Origin of the sequence: Blautia faecicola, assembly GCF_004123145.1 — a bacterium.
Classification (GTDB): Bacteria; Bacillota; Clostridia; order Lachnospirales; family Lachnospiraceae; genus Oliverpabstia; species Oliverpabstia faecicola.
Genome location: NZ_SDKC01000001.1, coordinates 1,523,377 through 1,544,255 on the forward strand (window position 1 = coordinate 1,523,377; position 20,879 = coordinate 1,544,255).

At 43.6% G+C, this 20,879-nt stretch carries 20 protein-coding genes and 1 CRISPR repeat array; of the genes, 19 read left to right on the forward strand and 1 reads right to left on the reverse strand.

The window, feature by feature from the left end:
- Positions 1 to 14: 14 nt before the first annotated feature.
- From ETP43_RS06775 to ETP43_RS06825, 11 genes are all read left to right on the forward strand, one after another.
- Positions 15 to 620, forward strand: a complete 606-nt coding sequence (locus tag ETP43_RS06775) for a hypothetical protein (RefSeq protein ID WP_129257484.1) — start codon at positions 15 to 17, stop codon at positions 618 to 620.
- Between the two features lie 15 nt (positions 621 to 635).
- Positions 636 to 1,631: an RluA family pseudouridine synthase gene (locus ETP43_RS06780; RefSeq protein WP_129257485.1), complete on the forward strand. Its 996-nt coding sequence runs from the start codon at positions 636 to 638 to the stop codon at positions 1,629 to 1,631.
- Entirely contained in the window at positions 1,628 to 2,212 is a 585-nt protein-coding gene (gene lepB / locus ETP43_RS06785) for a signal peptidase I (protein WP_243114211.1), read from the forward strand. The genes ETP43_RS06780 and lepB overlap by 4 nt, the downstream gene beginning before the upstream one ends.
- Before the next feature lie 12 nt (positions 2,213 to 2,224).
- Entirely contained in the window at positions 2,225 to 2,758 is a 534-nt protein-coding gene (locus tag ETP43_RS06790) for a Holliday junction resolvase RecU (RefSeq protein WP_129257486.1), read from the forward strand.
- Positions 2,759 to 2,884: 126 nt separating this feature from the next.
- The gene (gene hisZ / locus ETP43_RS06795; RefSeq protein ID WP_129257487.1) at positions 2,885 to 4,138 is read left to right on the forward strand and encodes an ATP phosphoribosyltransferase regulatory subunit; all 1,254 of its coding nucleotides are present in this window, start codon (positions 2,885 to 2,887) and stop codon (positions 4,136 to 4,138) included.
- Between the two features lie 12 nt (positions 4,139 to 4,150).
- A complete protein-coding gene (gene hisG / locus ETP43_RS06800; RefSeq protein ID WP_129257488.1) occupies positions 4,151 to 4,801 on the forward strand; it encodes an ATP phosphoribosyltransferase in 651 nt (216 codons plus the stop codon).
- Positions 4,798 to 6,096 carry a histidinol dehydrogenase gene (gene hisD / locus ETP43_RS06805; protein WP_129257489.1) on the forward strand — a complete coding sequence of 433 codons (1,299 nt, stop codon included), beginning with the start codon at positions 4,798 to 4,800 and terminating at the stop codon, positions 6,094 to 6,096. The genes hisG and hisD overlap by 4 nt, the downstream gene beginning before the upstream one ends.
- Before the next feature lie 33 nt (positions 6,097 to 6,129).
- Positions 6,130 to 6,717 carry an imidazoleglycerol-phosphate dehydratase HisB gene (hisB, locus tag ETP43_RS06810; protein ID WP_129259506.1) on the forward strand — a complete coding sequence of 196 codons (588 nt, stop codon included), beginning with the start codon at positions 6,130 to 6,132 and terminating at the stop codon, positions 6,715 to 6,717.
- Positions 6,718 to 6,786: 69 nt separating this feature from the next.
- Positions 6,787 to 7,167, forward strand: coding sequence for a phosphoribosyl-AMP cyclohydrolase (gene hisI / locus ETP43_RS06815; RefSeq protein WP_330546447.1), 381 nt, complete (start codon positions 6,787 to 6,789; stop codon positions 7,165 to 7,167).
- Positions 7,168 to 7,406: 239 nt separating this feature from the next.
- Positions 7,407 to 8,765, forward strand: coding sequence for a Trk system potassium transporter TrkA (gene trkA / locus ETP43_RS06820; RefSeq protein WP_129257491.1), 1,359 nt, complete (start codon positions 7,407 to 7,409; stop codon positions 8,763 to 8,765).
- Positions 8,766 to 8,776: 11 nt separating this feature from the next.
- Entirely contained in the window at positions 8,777 to 10,216 is a 1,440-nt protein-coding gene (locus tag ETP43_RS06825) for a TrkH family potassium uptake protein (protein WP_129257492.1), read from the forward strand.
- Between the two features lie 478 nt (positions 10,217 to 10,694).
- Here the strand turns inward: ETP43_RS06825 and ETP43_RS06830 are convergent, their stop codons facing one another.
- Positions 10,695 to 10,973 carry a type II toxin-antitoxin system HicB family antitoxin gene (locus ETP43_RS06830; RefSeq protein ID WP_022399562.1) on the reverse strand — a complete coding sequence of 93 codons (279 nt, stop codon included), beginning with the start codon at positions 10,971 to 10,973 and terminating at the stop codon, positions 10,695 to 10,697.
- A gap of 244 nt (positions 10,974 to 11,217) precedes the next feature.
- On the opposite strand from ETP43_RS06830, the gene ETP43_RS06835 reads away from it, so the two are divergent.
- The 8 genes from ETP43_RS06835 to cas1 all read left to right on the forward strand — a co-directional run bounded on the left by ETP43_RS06835 (position 11,218) and on the right by cas1 (position 20,867).
- The gene (locus ETP43_RS06835; RefSeq protein WP_129257493.1) at positions 11,218 to 11,781 is read left to right on the forward strand and encodes a flavin reductase family protein; all 564 of its coding nucleotides are present in this window, start codon (positions 11,218 to 11,220) and stop codon (positions 11,779 to 11,781) included.
- Between the two features lie 281 nt (positions 11,782 to 12,062).
- Entirely contained in the window at positions 12,063 to 12,791 is a 729-nt protein-coding gene (cas6, locus tag ETP43_RS06840; RefSeq protein ID WP_243114212.1) for a CRISPR-associated endoribonuclease Cas6, read from the forward strand.
- Positions 12,788 to 15,097: a type III-A CRISPR-associated protein Cas10/Csm1 gene (cas10, locus tag ETP43_RS06845; RefSeq protein WP_129257495.1), complete on the forward strand. Its 2,310-nt coding sequence runs from the start codon at positions 12,788 to 12,790 to the stop codon at positions 15,095 to 15,097. Before cas6 ends, cas10 begins: the two co-directional genes overlap by 4 nt.
- Positions 15,094 to 15,483: a type III-A CRISPR-associated protein Csm2 gene (gene csm2, locus ETP43_RS06850; RefSeq protein WP_129257496.1), complete on the forward strand. Its 390-nt coding sequence runs from the start codon at positions 15,094 to 15,096 to the stop codon at positions 15,481 to 15,483. The genes cas10 and csm2 overlap by 4 nt, the downstream gene beginning before the upstream one ends.
- A gap of 12 nt (positions 15,484 to 15,495) precedes the next feature.
- Positions 15,496 to 16,152 (forward strand): type III-A CRISPR-associated RAMP protein Csm3, encoded by a 657-nt coding sequence (gene csm3, locus ETP43_RS06855; protein WP_129257497.1) that lies wholly within the window; start codon positions 15,496 to 15,498, stop codon positions 16,150 to 16,152.
- A 10-nt stretch (positions 16,153 to 16,162) separates the two neighbouring features.
- Entirely contained in the window at positions 16,163 to 17,071 is a 909-nt protein-coding gene (gene csm4, locus ETP43_RS06860) for a type III-A CRISPR-associated RAMP protein Csm4 (protein ID WP_129257498.1), read from the forward strand.
- Between the two features lie 2 nt (positions 17,072 to 17,073).
- Positions 17,074 to 18,195 (forward strand): type III-A CRISPR-associated RAMP protein Csm5, encoded by a 1,122-nt coding sequence (gene csm5 / locus ETP43_RS06865; protein ID WP_129257499.1) that lies wholly within the window; start codon positions 17,074 to 17,076, stop codon positions 18,193 to 18,195.
- Positions 18,196 to 18,337: 142 nt separating this feature from the next.
- Positions 18,338 to 19,830: direct repeats of the CRISPR family, unit length 36 nt; unit sequence GTAGATAAAGAAGAACCCCGTGGAGGGGACGAAAAC.
- A 32-nt stretch (positions 19,831 to 19,862) separates the two neighbouring features.
- Positions 19,863 to 20,867, forward strand: coding sequence for a CRISPR-associated endonuclease Cas1 (cas1, locus tag ETP43_RS06870; RefSeq protein ID WP_129257500.1), 1,005 nt, complete (start codon positions 19,863 to 19,865; stop codon positions 20,865 to 20,867).
- The last annotated feature ends 12 nt before the right edge of the window (positions 20,868 to 20,879 follow it).

Genomic DNA, 20,879 nt, shown 5'->3' on the forward strand with positions numbered 1-20,879 from the left:
AGAAAGGATAAAGCATGAAAAAAGTAAAAAAAGGTGATTATGGATACATTCGATATGAGAAGAAAAAACGACTGTTGACAACGGTAGTTTTGTTTCTGATTCCTCTGGCGGCATTTCTGGCAGCGTTTCTCATCACGGGAACCAAGAAAAATATTATTACCGTCATTGCCATGGTAGGCTGCCTTCCGGCGTGCCGTGCTCTGGTGAATATGATCATGATGTGGCTGCAGAAACCGATGGATGCGAAAGTCTATAAAAAGATCCAGGCACATGAGGGTGAGCTGGAAGTGACTTATGAGACTTACCTGACCACTTATGAGAAGAGTGTATTTGTGGAAAGCTTTGCGGTGTGCGGCAACAAGGTCATCGGCTACACCAGCCATATGGATGGTTCCACACAGTTTATCGAGGATCATGTGCGGGGCATCCTGAAACAGAACGGTTATAAAGTAGAAGTGAAAGTGTTCAAAGAACTGAAAACCTATCTGGAACGGATGGATTATCTGAACGCACACAAACAGGAACTGGAGCAGAATATTTCTTTCAAACCGGATGAGCGGTATCCGGATCTGTCCAGAGATCAGCTGATCAAACATACGATCCTGGCGATTTCTTTGTAAGGGAAAAGAAAATATATGAGAGATCTGACAATCGGAAAAAATGAAGCCGGTCAGCGGATGGACAAATACCTGAAAAAGTATTTTCCGGAAGCCGGTTCTGGGTTCTTGTATAAGATGCTTCGGAAGAAGAATATTTTGTTAAATGAAAAAAAGGCAGACGGGAAAGAAATGCTGAAACAGGGCGACTGTATCCGGCTGTACCTGGCGGAAGAGACAATTGAGAAGTTCCGCGGGACACAGAAAACACCGGCGGTCTCCCGAAAGAAAACTCCCGGTGTGAAACTGGATGTGATCTATGAGGATGAACATGTGGCGATGGTCAACAAACCGGCAGGGATGCTGTCACAGAAAGCAAAACCGTCGGATCAGTCACTGGTGGAGTATTTTCAGAGGTATCTGCTGGATACGGGAGCAATCAGTGAACAGGAGTTAGAGACTTTTCATCCGGCTCCGTGTAACCGGCTGGACCGGAATACCAGCGGGCTGGTGCTGTGCGGAAAGAGCCTTGCGGGGCTGCAGGCATTATCCGAAGCACTGAAACTGCGAACGATGAAAAAATACTATCTGGCACTGGTGCTCGGAAAGGTCGATCAGCCGGGGCATCAGAAAGCATGGCTGTGTAAAGATACAAAGACGAATCAGGTGAAAGTCAGCACCAGGCAGATGCCCGGAAGTTCTCCGATTGAGACCGCCTGGGAGCCGGTCTGGAGCAACGGGCAGGAGACGCTTTTAAAAGTGGAGCTAATCACCGGAAAATCGCATCAGATCCGCTGCCATCTGGCAAGTCTCGGTTATCCGCTGGCGGGAGATCCAAAGTACGGAAACGCCCGGTGGAATGCAGGACTGAAGCAGGAATATGGTCTGAAACGCCAGTTTTTGCATGCATGGCAGGTGGAATTTCCACAGATGTCCGGAGCACTGGAAACGCTGTCTGGAAAATGTTTTACAGCACCGCTTCCCAAAGAACTGGAACGGATCACAGAGGGCGAGAGAAAGAAGGGTAAATCATGACAGAAGAGAGAATAGGCGGAGAAGAAACTACTGGAAAAAAGAAACCGAAAAAGAGTCTGAAAAGAGAGCTTATGGAAGATATTATCATGATCGTGTTCGTTCTGATAACAGTCTGGGTGATGAAAAATTATGTGCTGATCAATGCTGTCATTCCTTCGGCATCGATGGAAGATACGATCATGACGGGCGACCGGATTTTCGGAAGCCGGCTGTCATATGAGTTCGGCGAGCCGCAGAGAGGGGATATTGCGATCTTCAAGTTTCCGGATGATGAGAGTCAGCTGTATATCAAGCGGGTGATCGGACTTCCGGGAGATAAAGTACAGATCATTGACGGAAAAGTCTATATCAATGACTCTGAGACACCGCTGGACGAGCCTTACCTGCCGGAGACACCGGAAGGGGATTATGGTCCGTATTATGTGCCGGAAGACAGCTATTTTATGCTGGGGGATAACCGGAACTGGTCGAAAGACTCCCGATTCTGGCAGAATACCTATGTGAAAAAAGAAAAAGTTCTCGCAAAAGCGATCTTCCGTTATTACCCGTTTAACAAGATCGGTGTGATCGAAAAGGACTGATGGGAGGAAAATATGGCAACCTGGAATTCAAGAGGACTCAGGGGTTCTACACTGGAAGAACTGATCAACCGGAGCAATGAACAGTACCGTGAAAAGGGGCTGGCACTGATTCAGAAAGTGCCGACACCGATCACGCCGGTTCGGATCGCCAAGGATACCAGACAGATCACCCTGGCGTATTTTGAACAGAAAAGTACGGTGGATTATATCGGGGCAGTGCAGGGGATTCCTGTATGCTTCGATGCGAAAGAGTGCAAAGAAACAGTCTTTCCCCTTGCCAATATCCATGAGCATCAGGTGCGGTTTATGAGAGAGTTTGAACAGCAGGAGGGAATTTCTTTCCTGCTGATTTATTTTTCGGGAAGAAATGAATTCTATTATCTGACATTTCGAGATCTGTGGTGGTTCTGGGAGCGGGCGCAGAATGGTGGAAGAAAAAGTTTTCTTTACGAAGAACTGAATCCTTCTTATTTCCTTGCGAACCACGGTGGGATTCTGGTGCCGTATCTGGACGGAATCCAGAAAGATTTGCAGGACAGGGATTGACAAGTGTGCTGTCTTCACATATAATGTATTAGCATAGTAGCACATTAGCAGACTAAAGCGCATAAAAAGTAACTGATATGATAAATCAAAAAGTTACAGAAAAAAGATAAAGAAGAGGATAGAACCATGAGACAATTATTTCATACCCCGGAAGGAGTCCGGGATGTTTACGGAACCGAATGTGCAAAGAAACTGTATCTTCAGAGAAAAATGGAGAAGATCTTTCATGCATACGGTTACCAGAGTATAGAGACACCTACCTTTGAGTTTTTCGATGTGTTCGGAAAACAGGTGGGAACCACGCCGTCCAGAGAACTCTACAAGTTTTTTGACCGCGATGGTAATACCCTGGTGCTTCGTCCGGACTTTACACCTTCCATCGCGAGAGCGGCATCCATGTATTATCATCAGGAAGATATGCCGATCCGTCTCTGCTACAGCGGAAACACGTTTGTGAACCGCTCCAGCTACCAGGGACGACTGAAAGAATCCACCCAGATGGGTGTGGAACTTCTGGGCGATGCGTCGGTGGACGGAGATGGTGAGATCATTGCCATGACCGTGGAACTGTTAAAGGCAGCAGGACTGAAAGAATTTCAGATCAGTATTGGTCAGGTGGATTTCTTCAAGGCACTGGTTGATGACTCCGGTATGTCCGAAGAGACGATCCAGGAACTGCGCCAGCTGATCTCCAATAAAAATTATTTTGGCGTGGAAGAACTTCTGGAGAATCAGAGACTGTCCAAAGAACAGGTAGAGGCGCTGACTGCACTGCCACAGCTTTTCGGCGGTCCGGAAGTCCTGAAGAAAGCAGAAAGCCTGACCGGTAACCCGAAAGCACTTGCTGCGATCCGCCGGTTACGGGAACTGTATCAGGTGGCAACCTGCTACGGCTGTGAAGAGTATATTTCTTTTGACCTTGGTATGCTCAGCAAATATCAGTATTATACCGGCATTATTTTCCAGGGATTTACCTATGGTACCGGTGAGCCGCTGGTAACCGGTGGACGGTACAACAAACTGTTGGAACATTTCGGAAGACCGGCTCCGGCGATCGGTTTCTGTCTGGTGATGGAACAGGTGTTAAATGCACTGAACCGTCAGAACATTCAGGTTCCGGTTCTGGAAGGAAAACGTCTGGTTTTATATAATGAAAGAAACCGCGAGGCAGCGATCCAGATTGCCGGTATGCAGAGAACACACGGCATGCAGATCCAGTGTATGCGGATGGAAGAAGGACTGAAAGCGGAAGACTACATCGTTTATGGCAAGAGTCATCAGTTCACGGATATCGTATCCCCGGTAGGAGAGGATCAGATCCAGGTAATCAATCTGTTTACCGATGAAGTACAGATGACCAATCAGAAAAGTTTTCAGTAGGAGGAAAGACCAATGAGATATTTAACCATCGCACTGACGAAAGGCCGTCTGGCGGAGAAAACACTGGAGATGCTGGAAGCCGTAGGCATCACCTGTGAAGAGATGAAAGATAAAAAGACAAGAAAGCTGATCTTTGTCAACGAAGAACTGAAACTGCGGTTTTTCCTGGCAAAGGGTCCGGATGTTCCGACCTATGTGGAATACGGGGCAGCAGATCTTGGTGTTGTGGGACGCGACACGATCCTGGAAGAAGGAAGAAAATTATACGAAGTGATGGATCTTGGCTTTGGCAAATGCAGAATGTGTATCTGCGGACCGGAATCAGCGAAAGAACTGTTAGACGGAAACCAGCAGATCCGTGTGGCAACGAAATACCCGAATATTGCAAAAGATTATTTCTATAATAAAAAGAACCAGACCGTGGAAATCATCAAATTAAACGGTTCCATTGAACTGGCACCGATCGTAGGACTTTCCGAAGTGATCTGCGATATCGTAGAGACCGGTTCAACACTGCGGGAAAACGGTCTGCATGTTCTCGAAGAAGTATGCCCGCTGTCCGCGAGAGTGGTTGTCAACCAGGTGAGCATGAAGATGGAAAGTGAACGGATCTCAGAACTTTTAGGAAAGTTAAAACAGGTCATCAAGGAGGCAGACAGATGAGAATCGTAAAATTAACAAAAGAAACCACAAAAAATATTCTGGAAAACATGTTAAAGAGAAGCCCGAGCCAGTACGGAGAGTACGAAAGCCGGGTACAGGCGATCATTCAGAACATCAAGGAAAACGGAGACGAAGCCCTGTTTTCCTATACGAAACAGTTTGACAAGGCAGACATCGATGCTTCCAATGTAAAAGTAACAGAAGCAGAATTTGAAGAGGCATACAAAACTGTAGATCCGGCACTTCTGGACGTGATCCGCAAAGCACTGGTCAATATCGAGAGCTACCATGAACTGCAGAAACAGAACAGCTGGTTCAAGAGCACGCCGCAGGGAACGATGCTGGGACAGAAAGTGACACCGCTGGAGAAAGTCGGTGTTTATGTACCGGGTGGAAAAGCGGTATATCCGTCTTCTGTTCTGATGAACATCATGCCGGCAAAAGTGGCAGGTGTCGATAAGATCATCATGACCACCCCATGTAATGCAGAAGGAAAAGTCAATCCGGCAGTTCTTGTCGCTGCAAAAGAGGCAGGCGCAGATGAAGTATACAAAGCAGGCGGTGCACAGGCGATTGCAGCCCTTGCATTTGGAACAGAAAGCATCCCGAAAGTAGACAAGATCGTAGGACCGGGAAATATCTATGTAGCGCTGGCGAAAAAAGCCGTATATGGTCATGTAAGCATCGATTCCATCGCGGGACCGAGCGAGATCCTGGTACTGGCAGACGAGACAGCCAACCCGCGCTATGTGGCAGCAGATCTGTTATCTCAGGCAGAACACGACGAGCTGGCATCTGCGATCCTGATCACGACAAGCGAAGACTTCGCAAAGAAAGTCAGCGAAGAAGTTGAGGGATTTGTACAGGTTCTTGAAAGAAAAGCGATTATTCAGAAATCTCTGGACAATTTTGGATATATCCTGGTGGCAGAGGACATGAACGAAGCGATTGACACTGCAAATGAGATTGCTTCCGAACATCTGGAAATCGTTACTGCCAATCCGTTTGAGGTCATGACAAAGATCCGCAATGCAGGAGCGATCTTCATCGGAGAATACAGCTGTGAACCGCTGGGTGATTATTTTGCAGGACCAAACCACATTCTGCCGACCAACGGAACCGCAAAATTCTTCTCTCCGCTGTCTGTTGATGATTTTGTGAAGAAATCCAGCATCATCTACTATTCCAGAGAAGCATTGCAGCCGATCCACAAAGATATCGAGCAGTTTGCAAAATGCGAACAGCTGACCGCACATGCCAACTCGATCGCAGTGCGTTTTGAAGGGGAGGAATAAGGTATGGAGATCCGCAGACTGGAAGAACAGGGTATGACCCGTAATGTACTGGTGCAGCGCAATACCAAAGAGACGAAGATCACGATGAGCCTGAATCTGGACGGAACCGGAAAAGCCAGCCTGAATACCGGAATCGGTTTTTTTGATCATATGCTGGATGGTTTTGCCCGTCATGGATTCTTTGATCTGGATCTTGCCGTAGACGGTGATCTGAATGTGGACAGCCATCATACGATCGAAGATACCGGAATCGTACTGGGTATGGCTATTAAAGAAGCACTGGGCAATAAAGCAGGGATTTGCCGTTATGGAAGCATGATTCTTCCCATGGATGAGACACTGGTACTTTGCGGCATCGATCTGTCCGGCCGTCCATATTTGAACTTTGACGGTGCATTTACCGTAGAACGTCTTGGAGATATGGATACTGAGATGGCCAGAGAGTTTTTCTATGCTGTCAGCTATGCAGCCGGCATGAATCTGCACATCAAGGTACTGGACGGAACGAACAATCACCATATCATGGAAGCAATGTTCAAAGCGTTTGCCAAAGCACTGGATCAGGCAACACAGATGGATGAGCGGATTCAGGGAGTTTTGTCTACAAAGGGCAGTCTGTAAAAGGGCTGTGCTGCAGACGCAAGGGAACTCCAGGGATATATTTATACAAAAACAGAGGAATCAATGAGCATGGAAGAAAAAAAAGAAACACCGTTAAAAGCTGCATTTACATGGGATGAGCTGAAACTGAACAGTGACGGGATGGTCTGTGTGGTGGTACAGGACGATAAAAATAAAGATGTTCTGATGGTTGCTTATATGAACCGGCAAGCTTATGAAAAGACGCTGGAGACCGGTGTGATGACTTACTGGAGCCGCAGTCGAAATGAGCTTTGGGTCAAAGGGCTTACCAGCGGACATTTTCAGTATGTCCGGTCACTGTATCTGGATTGTGATAACGATACGATTCTGGCAAGGGTGGATCAGGTCGGTGCAGCCTGCCATACCGGAAGCCGCAGCTGCTTTTTTAAAGAAATTATGAAAAGCGATAATGTAGCGGAAAATGGTTGAAGGTTGTCTTGATAAGACATACAAAACAGATGAAATGCATAAAAAATCAACATGGTTTTCAGTTAATTGTTAGACAGAATATGTCTTGAGTATTTTAGTATTGATGCTATAATAGGATATGATTTTATTTTATTATTTTATCCTGTTATAGCATTTTTTTTGTACTGTTGATGAATGCAGAGATACTTGTCAGTAGAAAATGATACATCACAGCAGCGTAACAGATATCTGGAGGAACTATGAAGATTATAATTATCGGATGTGGAAAAGTAGGTTCTGCCCTGGCAGAAGAGCTGACCATGGAGAATCATGAGGTGGCGATTGTAGATATATCTGCCCAGAAATTACAGGAGGTAGGAGAGGATCTGGATGCCCTGCAGATTCAGGGAAATGGATCCAGCATCAACGTTCTGATGGATGCCGGAGCAGCGATGGCGGATCTGGTGATCGCTGTGACCGGATCGGATGAACTGAATCTGCTGTGTTGTCTTGTGGCAAAAAATCTGGGAAAATGTCATACAGTTGCCCGGGTAAGAAATCCGATTTACAACAAGGAAATCAATCTGATGAAAGAGAGTCTTGGCATTTCCATGATCATCAACCCGGAGATGGCAACTGCTGCAGAGATCGCACGGCTGCTTCGCTTTCCTTCGGCCATTAAAATTGATCCTTTTGCCAAGGGAAAAGTGGAACTGTTAAAGTTCCGTCTGAAACCGGAATTCCGTCTGGACGGGAAGTCTATCGTTGAGATCAACATGAAAGGGAAACATAATATTCTGGTTGCGGGTGTAGAACGTGGCGAGCAGGTATTCATCCCGAACGGTGATTTTGTACTGCAAAACGGTGATCTGGTATCGCTCCTGGCATCTCCGAAGAATGCTTCCGCATTTTTCAAGTCTATTGGTTTAAAGACCAATCAGGTGAGAAACTGTATGATCGTGGGTGGCGGAACCATCGCTATCTTCCTTGCAAGAATGTTGCTGGAGATGAAAATGCGCGTTGTGATCATCGAACAGTCCAAAGAGCGATGTGAGCTGCTGGCAGATCTGCTGCCAGATGCAACGGTGGTCAACGGGGATGGTACAAGCAAGAACCTGCTGTTTGAAGAAAATCTGGAAAACGCAGAAGCGTTTGTGGCACTGACCAATATGGATGAGGAAAATATTCTGCTTGGTATGTTTGCGGAGCGGATGTCCCAGGCAAAAGTAGTCACAAAGGTCAACCGTGTGGCGTTTGATGATATTACAGACGAACTGGAACTGGGAAGTCTGATCCATCCGAAATATATCACGACGGATCGGATTCTTCAATATACGAGGGCAACTCAGAACTCCATCGGAAGTAATGTGGAGACACTGTATCATATTCTTGACAGCAAGGCAGAGGCTCTGGAGTTCGTGATCCGGGAAAACTCTTCGGTAGTTGGCGTAGAACTGAAAGACTTGCGGTTGAAGAATAACCTGTTGGTGGGCTGTATCAACCGAGGTGGTAAGGTATTGATTCCACGCGGCGATGACTGTCTGATGGTGGGTGATACGGTTGTTGTGGTAACCAGTCAGAAATGCCTGCGGGACATTGAAGATATTCTGGAAAAATAGGAGAGATACGTATGAATTATCGAATTATTACCTATGTGATCGGCTGGGTACTGAATCTGGAAGCCATCTGCATGGCACTTCCTGCAGTTACCGGGCTGATCTATGGAGAAAAAACATGGACCTCCTTTTTGATCACAGGACTGATCAGTGCACTGGCAGGAACGCTCCTTGTAGTGCGTCGACCGGAAAAACCGCACTTTTTTATGAAAGAGGGATGTGTATCGGTAGCTCTTTCCTGGATTGTGCTCAGTCTGATTGGTTCGTTACCTTTTATGATCAGTGGGACGATTCCGCATTTTGTGGATGCTCTTTTCGAGACGGTCTCCGGTTTTACAACAACAGGAGCAAGCATTATGGCATCGGTGGAAGATGCACCACGTTGTATCCTGATGTGGAGAAGCTTTACCCATTGGATCGGTGGTATGGGTGTCCTGGTATTATTGCTTTCTATTATTAAGATGAGTGGTGGTTCACAGATGAATCTGATGAAAGCGGAGAGTCCGGGTCCCTCAGTCAGCCGTCTGGCTCCTACCGTACGTTCTACGGCAAAGATTCTGTATACGATCTATCTTCTGATGACGGTGCTGGAGACTGTGATTCTGCTGTTATGTGGAATGCCGGTATTTGATGCACTGACAACTGCTTTTGGTACAGCCGGTACCGGAGGGTTCGGAATCAAGAATGACAGTATGGGAGGCTATAGCACAACGATTCAGATTGTTGTTACTGTATTCATGATTCTGTTTGGTATTAATTTCAACGTGTATTTTCTGCTTCTGTCAAAAAAATGGAAACAGGCACTGAAAAATGAGGAGGTACGCTGGTATCTGGCCATCATTCTGGGAGCGGTTCTTCTGATTGGATGGAATATCCGGGGAGTCTATGGAAGCATGGGAAAGGCAATCCAACAGGCTGCTTTCCAGGTTGCATCGATTATTACTACTACCGGATTTGCGACGGTCGATTTTAATCTCTGGCCGGAGGTTTCCCGGACGATTCTCGTGCTTCTGATGTTTGTCGGTGCGTGTGCAGGCAGTACCGGTGGAGGTATTAAAGTTTCGCGTTTTATTATCCTGTTAAAAGCGATGAAGAAAGAGATCAAGCAGTATCTGCATCCCCGTCAGATCCGGAAAATCCAGATGGATGGAAGAGTTGTGGAGCATGAAGTGGTAAGAAATGTCAATGTGTTTATGGTTGTGTATATCATGATTTTTGCGACTTCTATGTTTGTTCTGGCATTTGATAATCTGGATCTGATCACGAATTTTACGGCGGTTGCGGCAACTTTTAATAATATTGGTCCCGGACTGGAACTGGTTGGACCGACGGCGAACTTTGATTTGTTCTCAGATGTTGGCAAGTATGTGCTGATTTTTGATATGCTGGCGGGAAGGTTGGAGATTTTTCCGTTGCTGCTGGTGTTCTTTCCGGATACGTGGAGGAAGTTCTAAAAAAAGGTGTGCCAAGACGAACGCCAGAAAGAGAATTGGCGGGCGGACGCCCGAAAGCCGATCGCACTGTCTGCGGCAACGTGGGCAGGGCAACTTTAAGCTAGCCGCTAACTTCGGCTATGGTTCACGAGGGTCAGCTGACCCTCGCGAAAGCCTGCGTAAGCGTCGGATCTTAAAGCTTGCCCTAACCGCCCACAAAGTGTTGCTCGCAAACAGTGCGATCGGCTTTCTGGCTGTTTATTGGCTGTAATTGTGGTGAGCGGTGTCGGCAAGGGGAGAAGAGAAGTGGTGTAGTAACTGGGAGATGTTGGTAATGAAACATGAAAATTGATGGTTGGACAGTATAATTAGAATATGTTGATGGATTATGAAGGTGAAAAGACTGGAAACAAAGAGCCGACAGGTGTATCTGTGTGATGTGAGATACAATACCTGTCGGTTTTAATGTTTTGAGGATGGTAGCATAGTGTTTTGTGTACTACTCATCCCAGCCTTCGTAGAATCGAATATTTACGGAGATGATGCGGACGATGTCTTCCGGGGTCAGGTCGAGGTCGGAGGGGTCGGAGATGCTGGGAAGGTTGGGTTCTTCTTCGTCCAGTTCTACGGTGATCCAGTTGTAGGCGGCTTCGTTGGCATTCTCGATGGCTTCGTCCAGAGTATCTCCGGTGGAGGTGCAGCATTCGAGATCCGGAAAGTAGCCGTTGTATGTTCCGTCTTCATTTTTGCGGAAGACAGCAGGGTACATAAATTTCATGGGTAAGACTCCTTTGTTTTTGATTCTGTGATTTAGAGCGTGTTTGAAACAGCGTTTCATAGTTTGCTCCAAACGTTTTTAAGTATACAACATCTTTTAATGATTGGCAAATAAATGCGGAAAATATAAATAAGAAAATCAGGTCCTTTTCAGAAAACAACAGTTGAGATGAAGGAAAATCAGAGATATAATAAAAGAACAGAATCTGTCAGAAAAGAGAACAAAAAAGCAGGAGGGTTTTAACATGAGGAAAAATTTAGGAGCAAAAGCATATACATATCCACAGCCGGTATTTATCCTGGCAGCTTACGGAGAGGACGGAACACCGAATGCAATGAATGCAGCCTGGGGCGGCATCAGCGATGACAAAGAACTGACCATGTGCATCAGTGCCAGCCATAAGACAACCGAAGATATCCTGGCAAGAAAAGCATTCACCGTAAGTATGGCAGATGCCGCTCATGTGGAAGCATGTGATTATGTGGGAATCGTTTCCGGAACCAAAGAGCCGGACAAATTCGCAAATGCAGGATTTCACGCAGTAAAATCAGAGTTCATAGATGCACCACTGATCGAAGAACTCCCGATTGCCGTAGAATGCAGACTGAAAAGCTACGACCCGGAAAGTTGCCGGATGGTGGGAGAAATCGTAAACATCAGTGTGGATGAGCGTGTACTGGACGAGAACGGTAAAGTGGATGTGGCAAAAGCTCAGCCAATTACGTTTGATCCGTTTAACAATACCTATGTGGTACTGGGGGCAACCGTTGGAAGAGCGTTTCATGATGGAATGAATCTGAAAAAATAATGTAACTGTTCAGTGACTTCACAGTTAAGATTCGATGAAGAGTTATCTTCATGACAGAAATAAGAAGATGATTCTGGAAAGTATAAAGGAAATAAAATTTTAAGTGAAAGACTCGATGCTGGATTTTAGCAGTATCGAGTCTCTTTGTATGAAAATTGTGAAAATATAATAAAAAGAGGAAGAAAAGTGAAAATATTTGTTGCGAAATACACAATAACGGGATATAGTATAAGTAAAATTGTATTTTGTAAATGGAGAAAGATATGTTAGCCAGACTGGAAATGAAATTAAAATGTGAGGAAGAGTTAAATTACCAGATGAGTTCGCTTTTTCATGGTGTTCTGATGGAACTTTTACCAAAAGAATATGCAGATTATTTGCATCTGTCGCAGTTGCATCCATATACACAACATTTGGAATATAAAGAAAAAAACTGGTATTGGGTTGTGTGTTGCCTGAATAAAGAAACAACGAAAACGATAATTCAGGATACGTTGTGGAACACAGAAAAAATTGAAATCAAAAAAAGAGATATGGAGATTTTTATTGGACAGAAAAAGTATGATGAAGTTTCATATCGGGAATTAATGGAAGAATTTTATGAAAAAGATGCAAATCGTTATATACAGCTTCATTTTATTTCTCCTACAGCGTTCAAGCAACAGGGAAAATATGTTTTTTACCCGGATCTGCGTTGCATTTTTCAGAGTTTGATGAATAAATATGATGTCGCAGTTCAGGAAGAAACGATGTTGGATAGAGATACATTGGACCAGTTATGTGATGCGGCGCAGGTGATCCGGTATGATCTGAAAAGTACAAGCTTTCCCATGGAGGGGATAAAGATTCCGGCTTTTATCGGAAAGATTACAATTAAAATGAACGGAACACAAACGATGGTGAATTTTGCCAACATGCTTTTCCGATTTGGAGAATATGCAGGAGTTGGAATTAAAACAGCCATTGGAATGGGGTATATAAAAATGACAGAAGAAAGGGGAAGAAAATGATTACAGACAGGCAGATAAAATTAATCATCGGAAGTCTATTACATGATATCGGAAAAGTTGTATACAGAAGTGGCGATGGAAGAAATCACAGTCAGAGTGGATACGAATATCTGAAACAAGAGACAGATATGCAGGATACAGAGGTGTTGGATTGTATAAGATTTCATCATGGAAATCATCTGAAAAATGCGAATATTGAGTCAGATGCGTGTGCATATGTTACCTATTATGCGGACAACGTAGCAGCTTTCACAGATCGCAGAGAAGCAGAGAATGGAGAATACGGATTTGACAAGATGGTTCCACTTGCCAGTGTGTTTAATATTTTGAACGGAAATCATGGGAACAGTCATTACGCGATGAATGTTTTAGATCCCCGAAATGGAATTAACTATCCGACACAGGATCCTGTTGTCATGAATGAAACATTTTACCGACAGGTAATACAAAATATAACGGACAATCTGAAGGGGATTTCCTGGGATGAAGAATATATCAATTCTTTGTTGTCAGTATTGGAGGCGAATTTAAGTTATATTCCTTCTTCCACGGCTAAAAAAGAACTGACAGACATTTCCTTATACGATCATGTAAAAATGACAGCAGCGATTGCTTCCTGTGTGGAACAGTATCTGGAAGAACATCAGGAAAAAGATTATAAAAAATGGCTGTTTACGGAGGCACAGGAGTCTTACAAAAAAGAAATGTTTCTTTTGTATTCTATGGATATTTCGGGAATTCAAAATTTTATTTATACTGTGGGAGAAAAAGGTGCGTTGAAAGGGCTGCGTGCAAGAAGTTTTTATCTGGAAATTATGATGGAACATATGGTAGACGAGTTACTGGAAAAACTGTCTCTTTCCAGAGCCAATCTGATATACACAGGTGGCGGTCACTGTTATATGTTACTTTCCAACACACAAAAGACACGTAATGTGATGGAACAGTATGAAAAAGATACGAACCAGTGGTTGATGGAGCATTTTGATACGGCTCTTTATGTGGCGTGTGGATATGCAACGGCAACCGCGAACGCATTGCGAAATGTTCCGGACGGCAGCTATTCTGAGTTGTATTTACAGATATCGAAAATGATTTCTATGAAGAAATCGCACAGATATACAGAGGATATGATTTGTTCCCTGAACAGAAAACAAAAAGAAGGAGAACGTGAGTGTAAAGTATGCAGGAGAGTTGCAAAACTTGTAGATGATAAATGCAGTATCTGCAATGCGCTGGAAAAAATGTCAGGCGGTATTTTGGAGGAAAAATATTTTACGGTATTATGTGAGCAAATACCGGATGCACTACCGCTTCCCGGAGAGAAATATCTGGCAGCGGATACAGAAAGCAGACTTTTAAAACATATGAATCAGGATATTTATGTCCGGGCATATACGAAAAATGGTATATATACAGGAAAACATGTCACTACAAAACTCTGGGTTGGTGATTATACCACAAAAAATACGTTTGCGGAATTTGCAAAACAGGCAGAAGGAGTAAAGCGAATCGCTGTTTTGCGGGCAGATGTAGATAACCTGGGAACGACATTTGTATACGGATTCCAGAGAGAAAACGGGGACGACCGTTATGTGACACTTTCCAGAACAGCTACGTTGTCGAGACAGTTATCGCTCTTTTTCAAATGCTATATCAATCAGATTCTGAAAAATGGGGAGCCGGGTATTTTCGGCAGAGAAACAGGCAGAAATGTTACGATTGTGTACTCCGGCGGTGATGATGTTTTCCTGGTGGGAGCCTGGAATGACGTAATCGCTGCGTTCATGGATCTGAGGGAAGCACTGGAACGTTTTACACAGGGTACACTGCATATTTCAGGTGGAATTGGTATTTATCATGAAAAGTATCCGTTGAATGTTATGGCTAAAGAAGTGGAAGAACTGGAAACGGCGGCGAAAGAAGTAGCTGGAAAGAATGCGGTCACCGTTTTTGATGATACACAGGCATACTCCTGGAAAGAATTCCTGCAGAGTGTAGCAGATGAGAAAATCAGGGTATTGGACAACTATTTTAAACAGACAGATGAGCATGGGATGGCGTTTTTGTATCATCTGATGGAACTGTTAAGGCGGGACAGTGAAAAGATTAATTTTGCCAGGTATGTGTATTTGCTTTCAAGAATGGAGCCGGATGAGAACGAACCATTACAGAGAAAAGCATATCGGGAATTCTCAAAGAAAATGTATGAATGGAGTAAGAACTCCAAAGATCGAAGAGAGCTGATTACAGCGATTTATCTGTATGTTTATCTGCATCGGAAAGAGAAGGAGGAAGAAGAATGAAACTGACAGAGGAAAACTATGTAGAAATTGCAGAACAGGTGATAAAAAAACTTCATGAGGAGAAAAATCAGAAAGGTCAGCCAATAGGAATCGTAACGACCTCTAAGATCAGAAATCTGTTATCTATGACAGCAAACATATACAATGATGTTGTAAATACAAAGAGTGAACATCTTTCCAATGAGGTAATAGGACGTATTAATTATCTGAAACTGAGATTTGTATATGAGGCAGGACGGGAACAGAAAGTAAAACGTCTGGTAGAAACAGCACAGATCTTACAATGTCTGGATGCGATTAAGGGCAGTCGGTCACAGTATATTTTATTCAGCAGGTATATGGAAGCATTGGTAGCATATAGAAAATTTTACGAAAAAGATGAATAGGGGGATATGAACATGTTTGCAAAGATAGAAATCAGCGGAAAATTAGAAGTAGTTACTGGATTACATATTGGCGGTTCCAGTGCATTTTCAGCAATTGGAGCCGTAGACTCACCGGTTATCAGAGACAGCAGAACGAACATGCCGATGATACCGGGAAGCAGTCTGAAAGGGAAAATGCGGACATTACTTGCGAAAAGATATAATCAAACCGTGGCGGCTGCTCCGGATGATGATGCAGACTGTCTGACAGAACTTTTTGGAAGTGCGAAAAAGGGAAAAGTGAAAACCAGCAGGATTTTATTTTCAGATATGTTTTTAGATAATAAAGAAGAACTGAAACTGGCAGGTGTAGAGGATCCGGTAGAGATTAAATTTGAAAACAGTATTAAAAGAACGACAGCGGTAGCGAATCCAAGACAGATTGAACGGGTGGTTCGAGGTGCACAGTTTCCATTACAGCTGATTTATGAAATGAAAGACGAGGAAACCCTGTATAAAGATCTTGAAATCCTGAAAGAGGGATTTCGACTGTTGCAGTACGATTATCTTGGCGGAAGCGGATCAAGAGGATACGGAAGAGTGAAAATTACGGATCTGCATCTGGATACAGTAATCGGTGAGATTCCGGATGAAGTCATGAGAAAATGCGAGCAGATTATGGAAAGCTAAAGGAGCGTATATGGAATATTCAATCTATAAATTAGATTTTCAGACAGGAGTTCATTTTGGAACCGGAATGCTGAATGAAAGCGCATACACGTTTCAGGCAGATCAGTTGTTTTCCGCAATGTTTATTGAAGCATTGAAGATGCAGAAAGAAAAAGAGTTCCTTGATATGACCAAGCGAGGAAACCTGCTCTTTTCAGATGCCTTTCCATATATCGGACAGCAGTATATGGTTCCGAAACCAATGATTTATATAGAACCTCAGAAAAAAGGGCAGTCAGAACAGAAAAAAGCATATAAAAAATTAAAATTTCTTCCGATAGAGCAGTTGGAAAATTTTATGAATGGAACGATGGATGTTTCTGTAAATCCTTTAAAAGAGTATGGATCCTTTCAACAGCAGACAATGGCGCGGGTAAGAACGGAGGAAGATACTTTGCCGTTTCGGGTAGGAACGTATTTTTATAATCAGGATTGTGGATTATATGTTATTCTTGGCTATACAGAAAAAGAAGAGAAATATCTTGCGGAGGAACTGTTAGAATCGCTGGCTTATACCGGCATCGGAGGGAAAAAATCAACAGGACTCGGAAAGTATATTCTGCGACCGGTAAAACTTCTGGAAGCACTGGAACGACATCTGAAAAAAGATGCAGACAGAAATATTTTACTCTCCGTTGGACTTCCACAGGATAAAGAACTGGAAAATGCGCTGGAGGGCGCTTCATATCAGCTGATAAAACGATCCGGTTTTGTATCCTCAGATACCTATGCGGAGGAACTGAGAAAGAAAAAAGATTTATATGTGTTTGCAGCCGGGTCATGCTTTGAACATCGGTTTGAGGGAGATATCTATGATGTTTCAGAAAAGGGAAGTCATCCGGTATATCGTTATGCAAAGCCACTCTTTATGGGGGTGTAGGTATGAAGGAATATTTAAAAACATACAGGATAAAAATTACGGCATTATCCCCGATTCATATAGGGTCGGGAGAAAAAATAAGCAAAAAAGAATATATTTATCTGCCACGCAATCATCATGTGCTGATTCCGGATATTGAAAAAATGTATGGGGATTTGCAGAGAAAAGGTCTTGGAAAAGCGTATATGGAATATCTGTTATCGAATGGCAGCAGAGGACCTGCACTGGGACAGTGGTTAAAGCAATCACAGGTGCCTGTGTCACAATATACTGCGTGGAAAAAATATGAGATGGATGCAGGCGAGGCATTTGTTTCGCAGGCGGCACGTCCGAAAGAGATCGATGCTTTTGTCAAGGATTCGTATGGAATGCCGTATATTCCGGGAAGCAGCATAAAAGGAATGATCCGGACAGCTCTCATCGCCTGGGAGATAAGAAAAGATCCGGAAAAATATACAGCAATCAGAGAGAAAATTGCAGCAAGTTCCAGAGTGCGGGCGAACAGAAAGATGTGTCTTTCCAAAGAGACAAACGCATTGGAGCAGCAGATATTTTACACATTGAACAGAGATCAGAAAAAAAGATCAAGTGCAGTGAATGATAATCTAGCTGGCTTACGTGTGGGAGACAGTTATCCGATTCCGGTAGAACAATTGACATTAAGTCAGAAAATCGATTATACTCTGGATGGACAGGAAAAACCGTTACCACTTTTGAGAGAAACACTGAAACCAGGAACGGAGATAGAAGCTGATATTACAATTGATACAACGCTTTGCCCGTACACGATGGAAGATATCATGAAAGCACTGAATCTTTTTCAGAAAATCTGTTACAAATATTTTTATTCCAGATTCCGCAGGGGTACTGAAAAAACGGGCATTATCTGGCTGGGTGGAGGCTGTGGTTTCCTTTCCAAGACGATTCTATATCCGCTATATGGCAGTCAGGCGGTCAGAATTATCGATAATATTTATAAAAACACATTGGGCAGTTCCTATAGGATGCATAAACATGCAAAGGATATCGGCCTGAAAATAGCACCTCATGTATGTAAATGTACAAAATATGAGGGAAAATTATATGATATGGGTATGGGATATATGACATACCGACCAATCTAAAACTCTGTTTTGCCCCGCAGCCCATAAAATAAGGGATTTTGAAAAAAATTTGTATCTTTTTGGAAAGATTCCGCAAACGAATCCGGTTTCCTCCGCAAACCCGTCTGGAAACCACGAGATTCAGGGGGCTGCGAGAGGCAGGGTAGATAAAGAAGAACCCCGTGGAGGGGACGAAAACCGAATTCATCCGTAATCTATAGCCTTCTTTTCTCGTAGATAAAGAAGAACCCCGTGGAGGGGACGAAAACGATTGTTTCATTCAATTCCTTACATTTATTAGCATATGTAGATAAAGAAGAACCCCGTGGAGGGGACGAAAACTGTCCAGGATATCAAAACATTAGTTCGTAGCGATTCTAGTAGATAAAGAAGAACCCCGTGGAGGGGACGAAAACGAGTTTAGAGTTATTCCAGGAAGCGAGTACACGCAATGTAGATAAAGAAGAACCCCGTGGAGGGGACGAAAACACTTTTTGTTTTGCCCTAACGTAATCGGTTCGAGCGTAGTAGATAAAGAAGAACCCCGTGGAGGGGACGAAAACATTTATCCTCGTTATCTTTAAGGTTGCCAATCTGTTGTAGATAAAGAAGAACCCCGTGGAGGGGACGAAAACTGCTCTGCTACGCTTTTCGTGTCTGTATACTCTTATGTAGTAGATAAAGAAGAACCCCGTGGAGGGGACGAAAACGGCTTTTATTCTTTTTTCAAGGTACAGTTGTTATAGGGTAGATAAAGAAGAACCCCGTGGAGGGGACGAAAACACAATATCCATACTTTCATTGTTTTTCAGTGCAACGTAGATAAAGAAGAACCCCGTGGAGGGGACGAAAACGCCTGGTCACGCTCAGACAGGGATGTAATTTCTGAAAGAGGGTAGATAAAGAAGAACCCCGTGGAGGGGACGAAAACGGAAAGAGGGAATGTTGAAAAGTTTCAGTCCGTTCACGTAGATAAAGAAGAACCCCGTGGAGGGGACGAAAACACCACACCAGCCAAGCGAAAGAAGATATAAATTTGTGTAGATAAAGAAGAACCCCGTGGAGGGGACGAAAACTCTTACCTACCCTAGCCTTAGGATAACGCATATCCGCCGTAGATAAAGAAGAACCCCGTGGAGGGGACGAAAACGATCCGGAAAGATTTTCTACACGCTCAATTGTTTCAGTAGATAAAGAAGAACCCCGTGGAGGGGACGAAAACTTTACAGAGTTGTGATAATGTCCATCATTGTGAACTTGTAGATAAAGAAGAACCCCGTGGAGGGGACGAAAACATTTTCTTTTAACATTGCCACGCCTCCCGTTATTGCGTAGATAGATAAGAACCCCGTGAAGGGGACGAAAACCAAGCAATGTCCGCCAGAGGAATACATTCGGATAATGTAGATAGATAAGAACCCCGTAGAGGGGACGAAAACCCAGTCAATGATGAAATTAATCCATCTTTTCCGATATCATGTAGATAAATGAGAACCCCGCAGAGGGGACAAAAAATTTTCTGCCTTTCGGCTGTTTCTTTCTCTTTACAGTAGATAAAAAAGAGCCTCATAGAGGGGACGAAAACGGATGTGTAGGTTCATCCTCCATAGCGTCCAGAGTGTAGATAAAGAAAAACCCCGTGGAGGGGACGGAAACAGTAAGTTATATTTGAAAGAGGTGAAACAGTAATGAGTTATCTTTATGTATGTGAACAGGGTGCAAGTATCGGGATAAAGGAAAATCGATTTCAGGTAAAATACAAAGATGGATTGTTAAAAAGTGTTCCGGCAGAAACCCTGGAAGTCATTGAGGTGTTTGGAAAGATTCAGATTACAACACAATGCCTGACCGAATGTCTGAAACGGGGAATCAATGTGATCTTTTATTCAACGAACGGGTCTTATTTTGGACGATTGATTTCAACTACCCATGTAAATGTACAGCGGCAACGAAAACAGGCGGATCTTGGAAAAAACAAAGAGTTTCAGCTTGATTTCTCAAGGAAAATCATAGATGCCAAGATTCACAATCAGATTGTAGTATTGAGACGATATGCAAGAGGAAGGCAGCAAAATGTTGAACGGGCGATTGCGGAGATGCAAAATATGCAAAGAAAGTTGCCACGTGCGGTCAGTATAGAACAGATTATGGGATATGAAGGAACAGCTGCAAAAATATATTTCAGAACTTTAGGAGAACTAATCGATCCGGCTTTTCGGTTTTCAGGAAGATCAAGGCGGCCTCCTATGGATCCTTTTAATTCCATGATCAGTCTGGGATATTCTATTATTTTGAACGAATTGTATGGAAAAATAGAAGGAAAGGGATTAAATCCATATTTTGGAATTATGCATAAAGATCGAGAAAAACACCCGACATTAGCCAGTGATTTGATGGAAGAGTGGAGGGCAGTGCTGATCGATACGACGGCGTTGAGTATGTTGAATGGGCATGAACTGGCCACAGAAAATTTTTATACGGACACAGAACATCCTGGAGTGTATCTGGATAAAGACGGATTTAAAAAATATATCCAGAAGCTGGAGATGAAATTCAGGTCGGACAATAAGTATCTCTCATACATTAATTACAGAGTCAGTTTTCGTAGGGCATTAGATATGCAGGTGAATCAGTTGGTAAAGGTAATTGAAACAGGAGATGTAAATGAGTACTCACCGGTTATAATTCGATAAAAACAGGAAAAT

Bases quoted from the DNA above. Each gene is read 5' to 3' on its own strand.
- hisG (WP_129257488.1), top strand. From the start codon at position 4,151: ATGAGATATTTAACCATCGCACTGACGAAAGGCCGTCTGGCGGAGAAA.
- ETP43_RS06825 (WP_129257492.1), top strand. From the start codon at position 8,777: ATGAATTATCGAATTATTACCTATGTGATCGGCTGGGTACTGAATCTG.
- lepB (WP_243114211.1), top strand. From the start codon at position 1,628: ATGACAGAAGAGAGAATAGGCGGAGAAGAAACTACTGGAAAAAAGAAA.
- csm2 (WP_129257496.1), top strand. From the start codon at position 15,094: ATGAAACTGACAGAGGAAAACTATGTAGAAATTGCAGAACAGGTGATA.
- hisZ (WP_129257487.1), top strand. From the start codon at position 2,885: ATGAGACAATTATTTCATACCCCGGAAGGAGTCCGGGATGTTTACGGA.
- hisB (WP_129259506.1), top strand. From the start codon at position 6,130: ATGACCCGTAATGTACTGGTGCAGCGCAATACCAAAGAGACGAAGATC.
- trkA (WP_129257491.1), top strand. From the start codon at position 7,407: ATGAAGATTATAATTATCGGATGTGGAAAAGTAGGTTCTGCCCTGGCA.
- csm4 (WP_129257498.1), top strand. From the start codon at position 16,163: ATGGAATATTCAATCTATAAATTAGATTTTCAGACAGGAGTTCATTTT.
- ETP43_RS06790 (WP_129257486.1), top strand. From the start codon at position 2,225: ATGGCAACCTGGAATTCAAGAGGACTCAGGGGTTCTACACTGGAAGAA.
- ETP43_RS06835 (WP_129257493.1), top strand. From the start codon at position 11,218: ATGAGGAAAAATTTAGGAGCAAAAGCATATACATATCCACAGCCGGTA.
- csm3 (WP_129257497.1), top strand. From the start codon at position 15,496: ATGTTTGCAAAGATAGAAATCAGCGGAAAATTAGAAGTAGTTACTGGA.
- ETP43_RS06830 (WP_022399562.1), bottom strand. From the start codon at position 10,973: ATGAAATTTATGTACCCTGCTGTCTTCCGCAAAAATGAAGACGGAACA.
- hisI (WP_330546447.1), top strand. From the start codon at position 6,787: ATGGAAGAAAAAAAAGAAACACCGTTAAAAGCTGCATTTACATGGGAT.
- cas6 (WP_243114212.1), top strand. From the start codon at position 12,063: ATGAAATTAAAATGTGAGGAAGAGTTAAATTACCAGATGAGTTCGCTT.
- ETP43_RS06775 (WP_129257484.1), top strand. From the start codon at position 15: ATGAAAAAAGTAAAAAAAGGTGATTATGGATACATTCGATATGAGAAG.
- cas10 (WP_129257495.1), top strand. From the start codon at position 12,788: ATGATTACAGACAGGCAGATAAAATTAATCATCGGAAGTCTATTACAT.
- ETP43_RS06780 (WP_129257485.1), top strand. From the start codon at position 636: ATGAGAGATCTGACAATCGGAAAAAATGAAGCCGGTCAGCGGATGGAC.
- cas1 (WP_129257500.1), top strand. From the start codon at position 19,863: ATGAGTTATCTTTATGTATGTGAACAGGGTGCAAGTATCGGGATAAAG.
- hisD (WP_129257489.1), top strand. From the start codon at position 4,798: ATGAGAATCGTAAAATTAACAAAAGAAACCACAAAAAATATTCTGGAA.
- csm5 (WP_129257499.1), top strand. From the start codon at position 17,074: ATGAAGGAATATTTAAAAACATACAGGATAAAAATTACGGCATTATCC.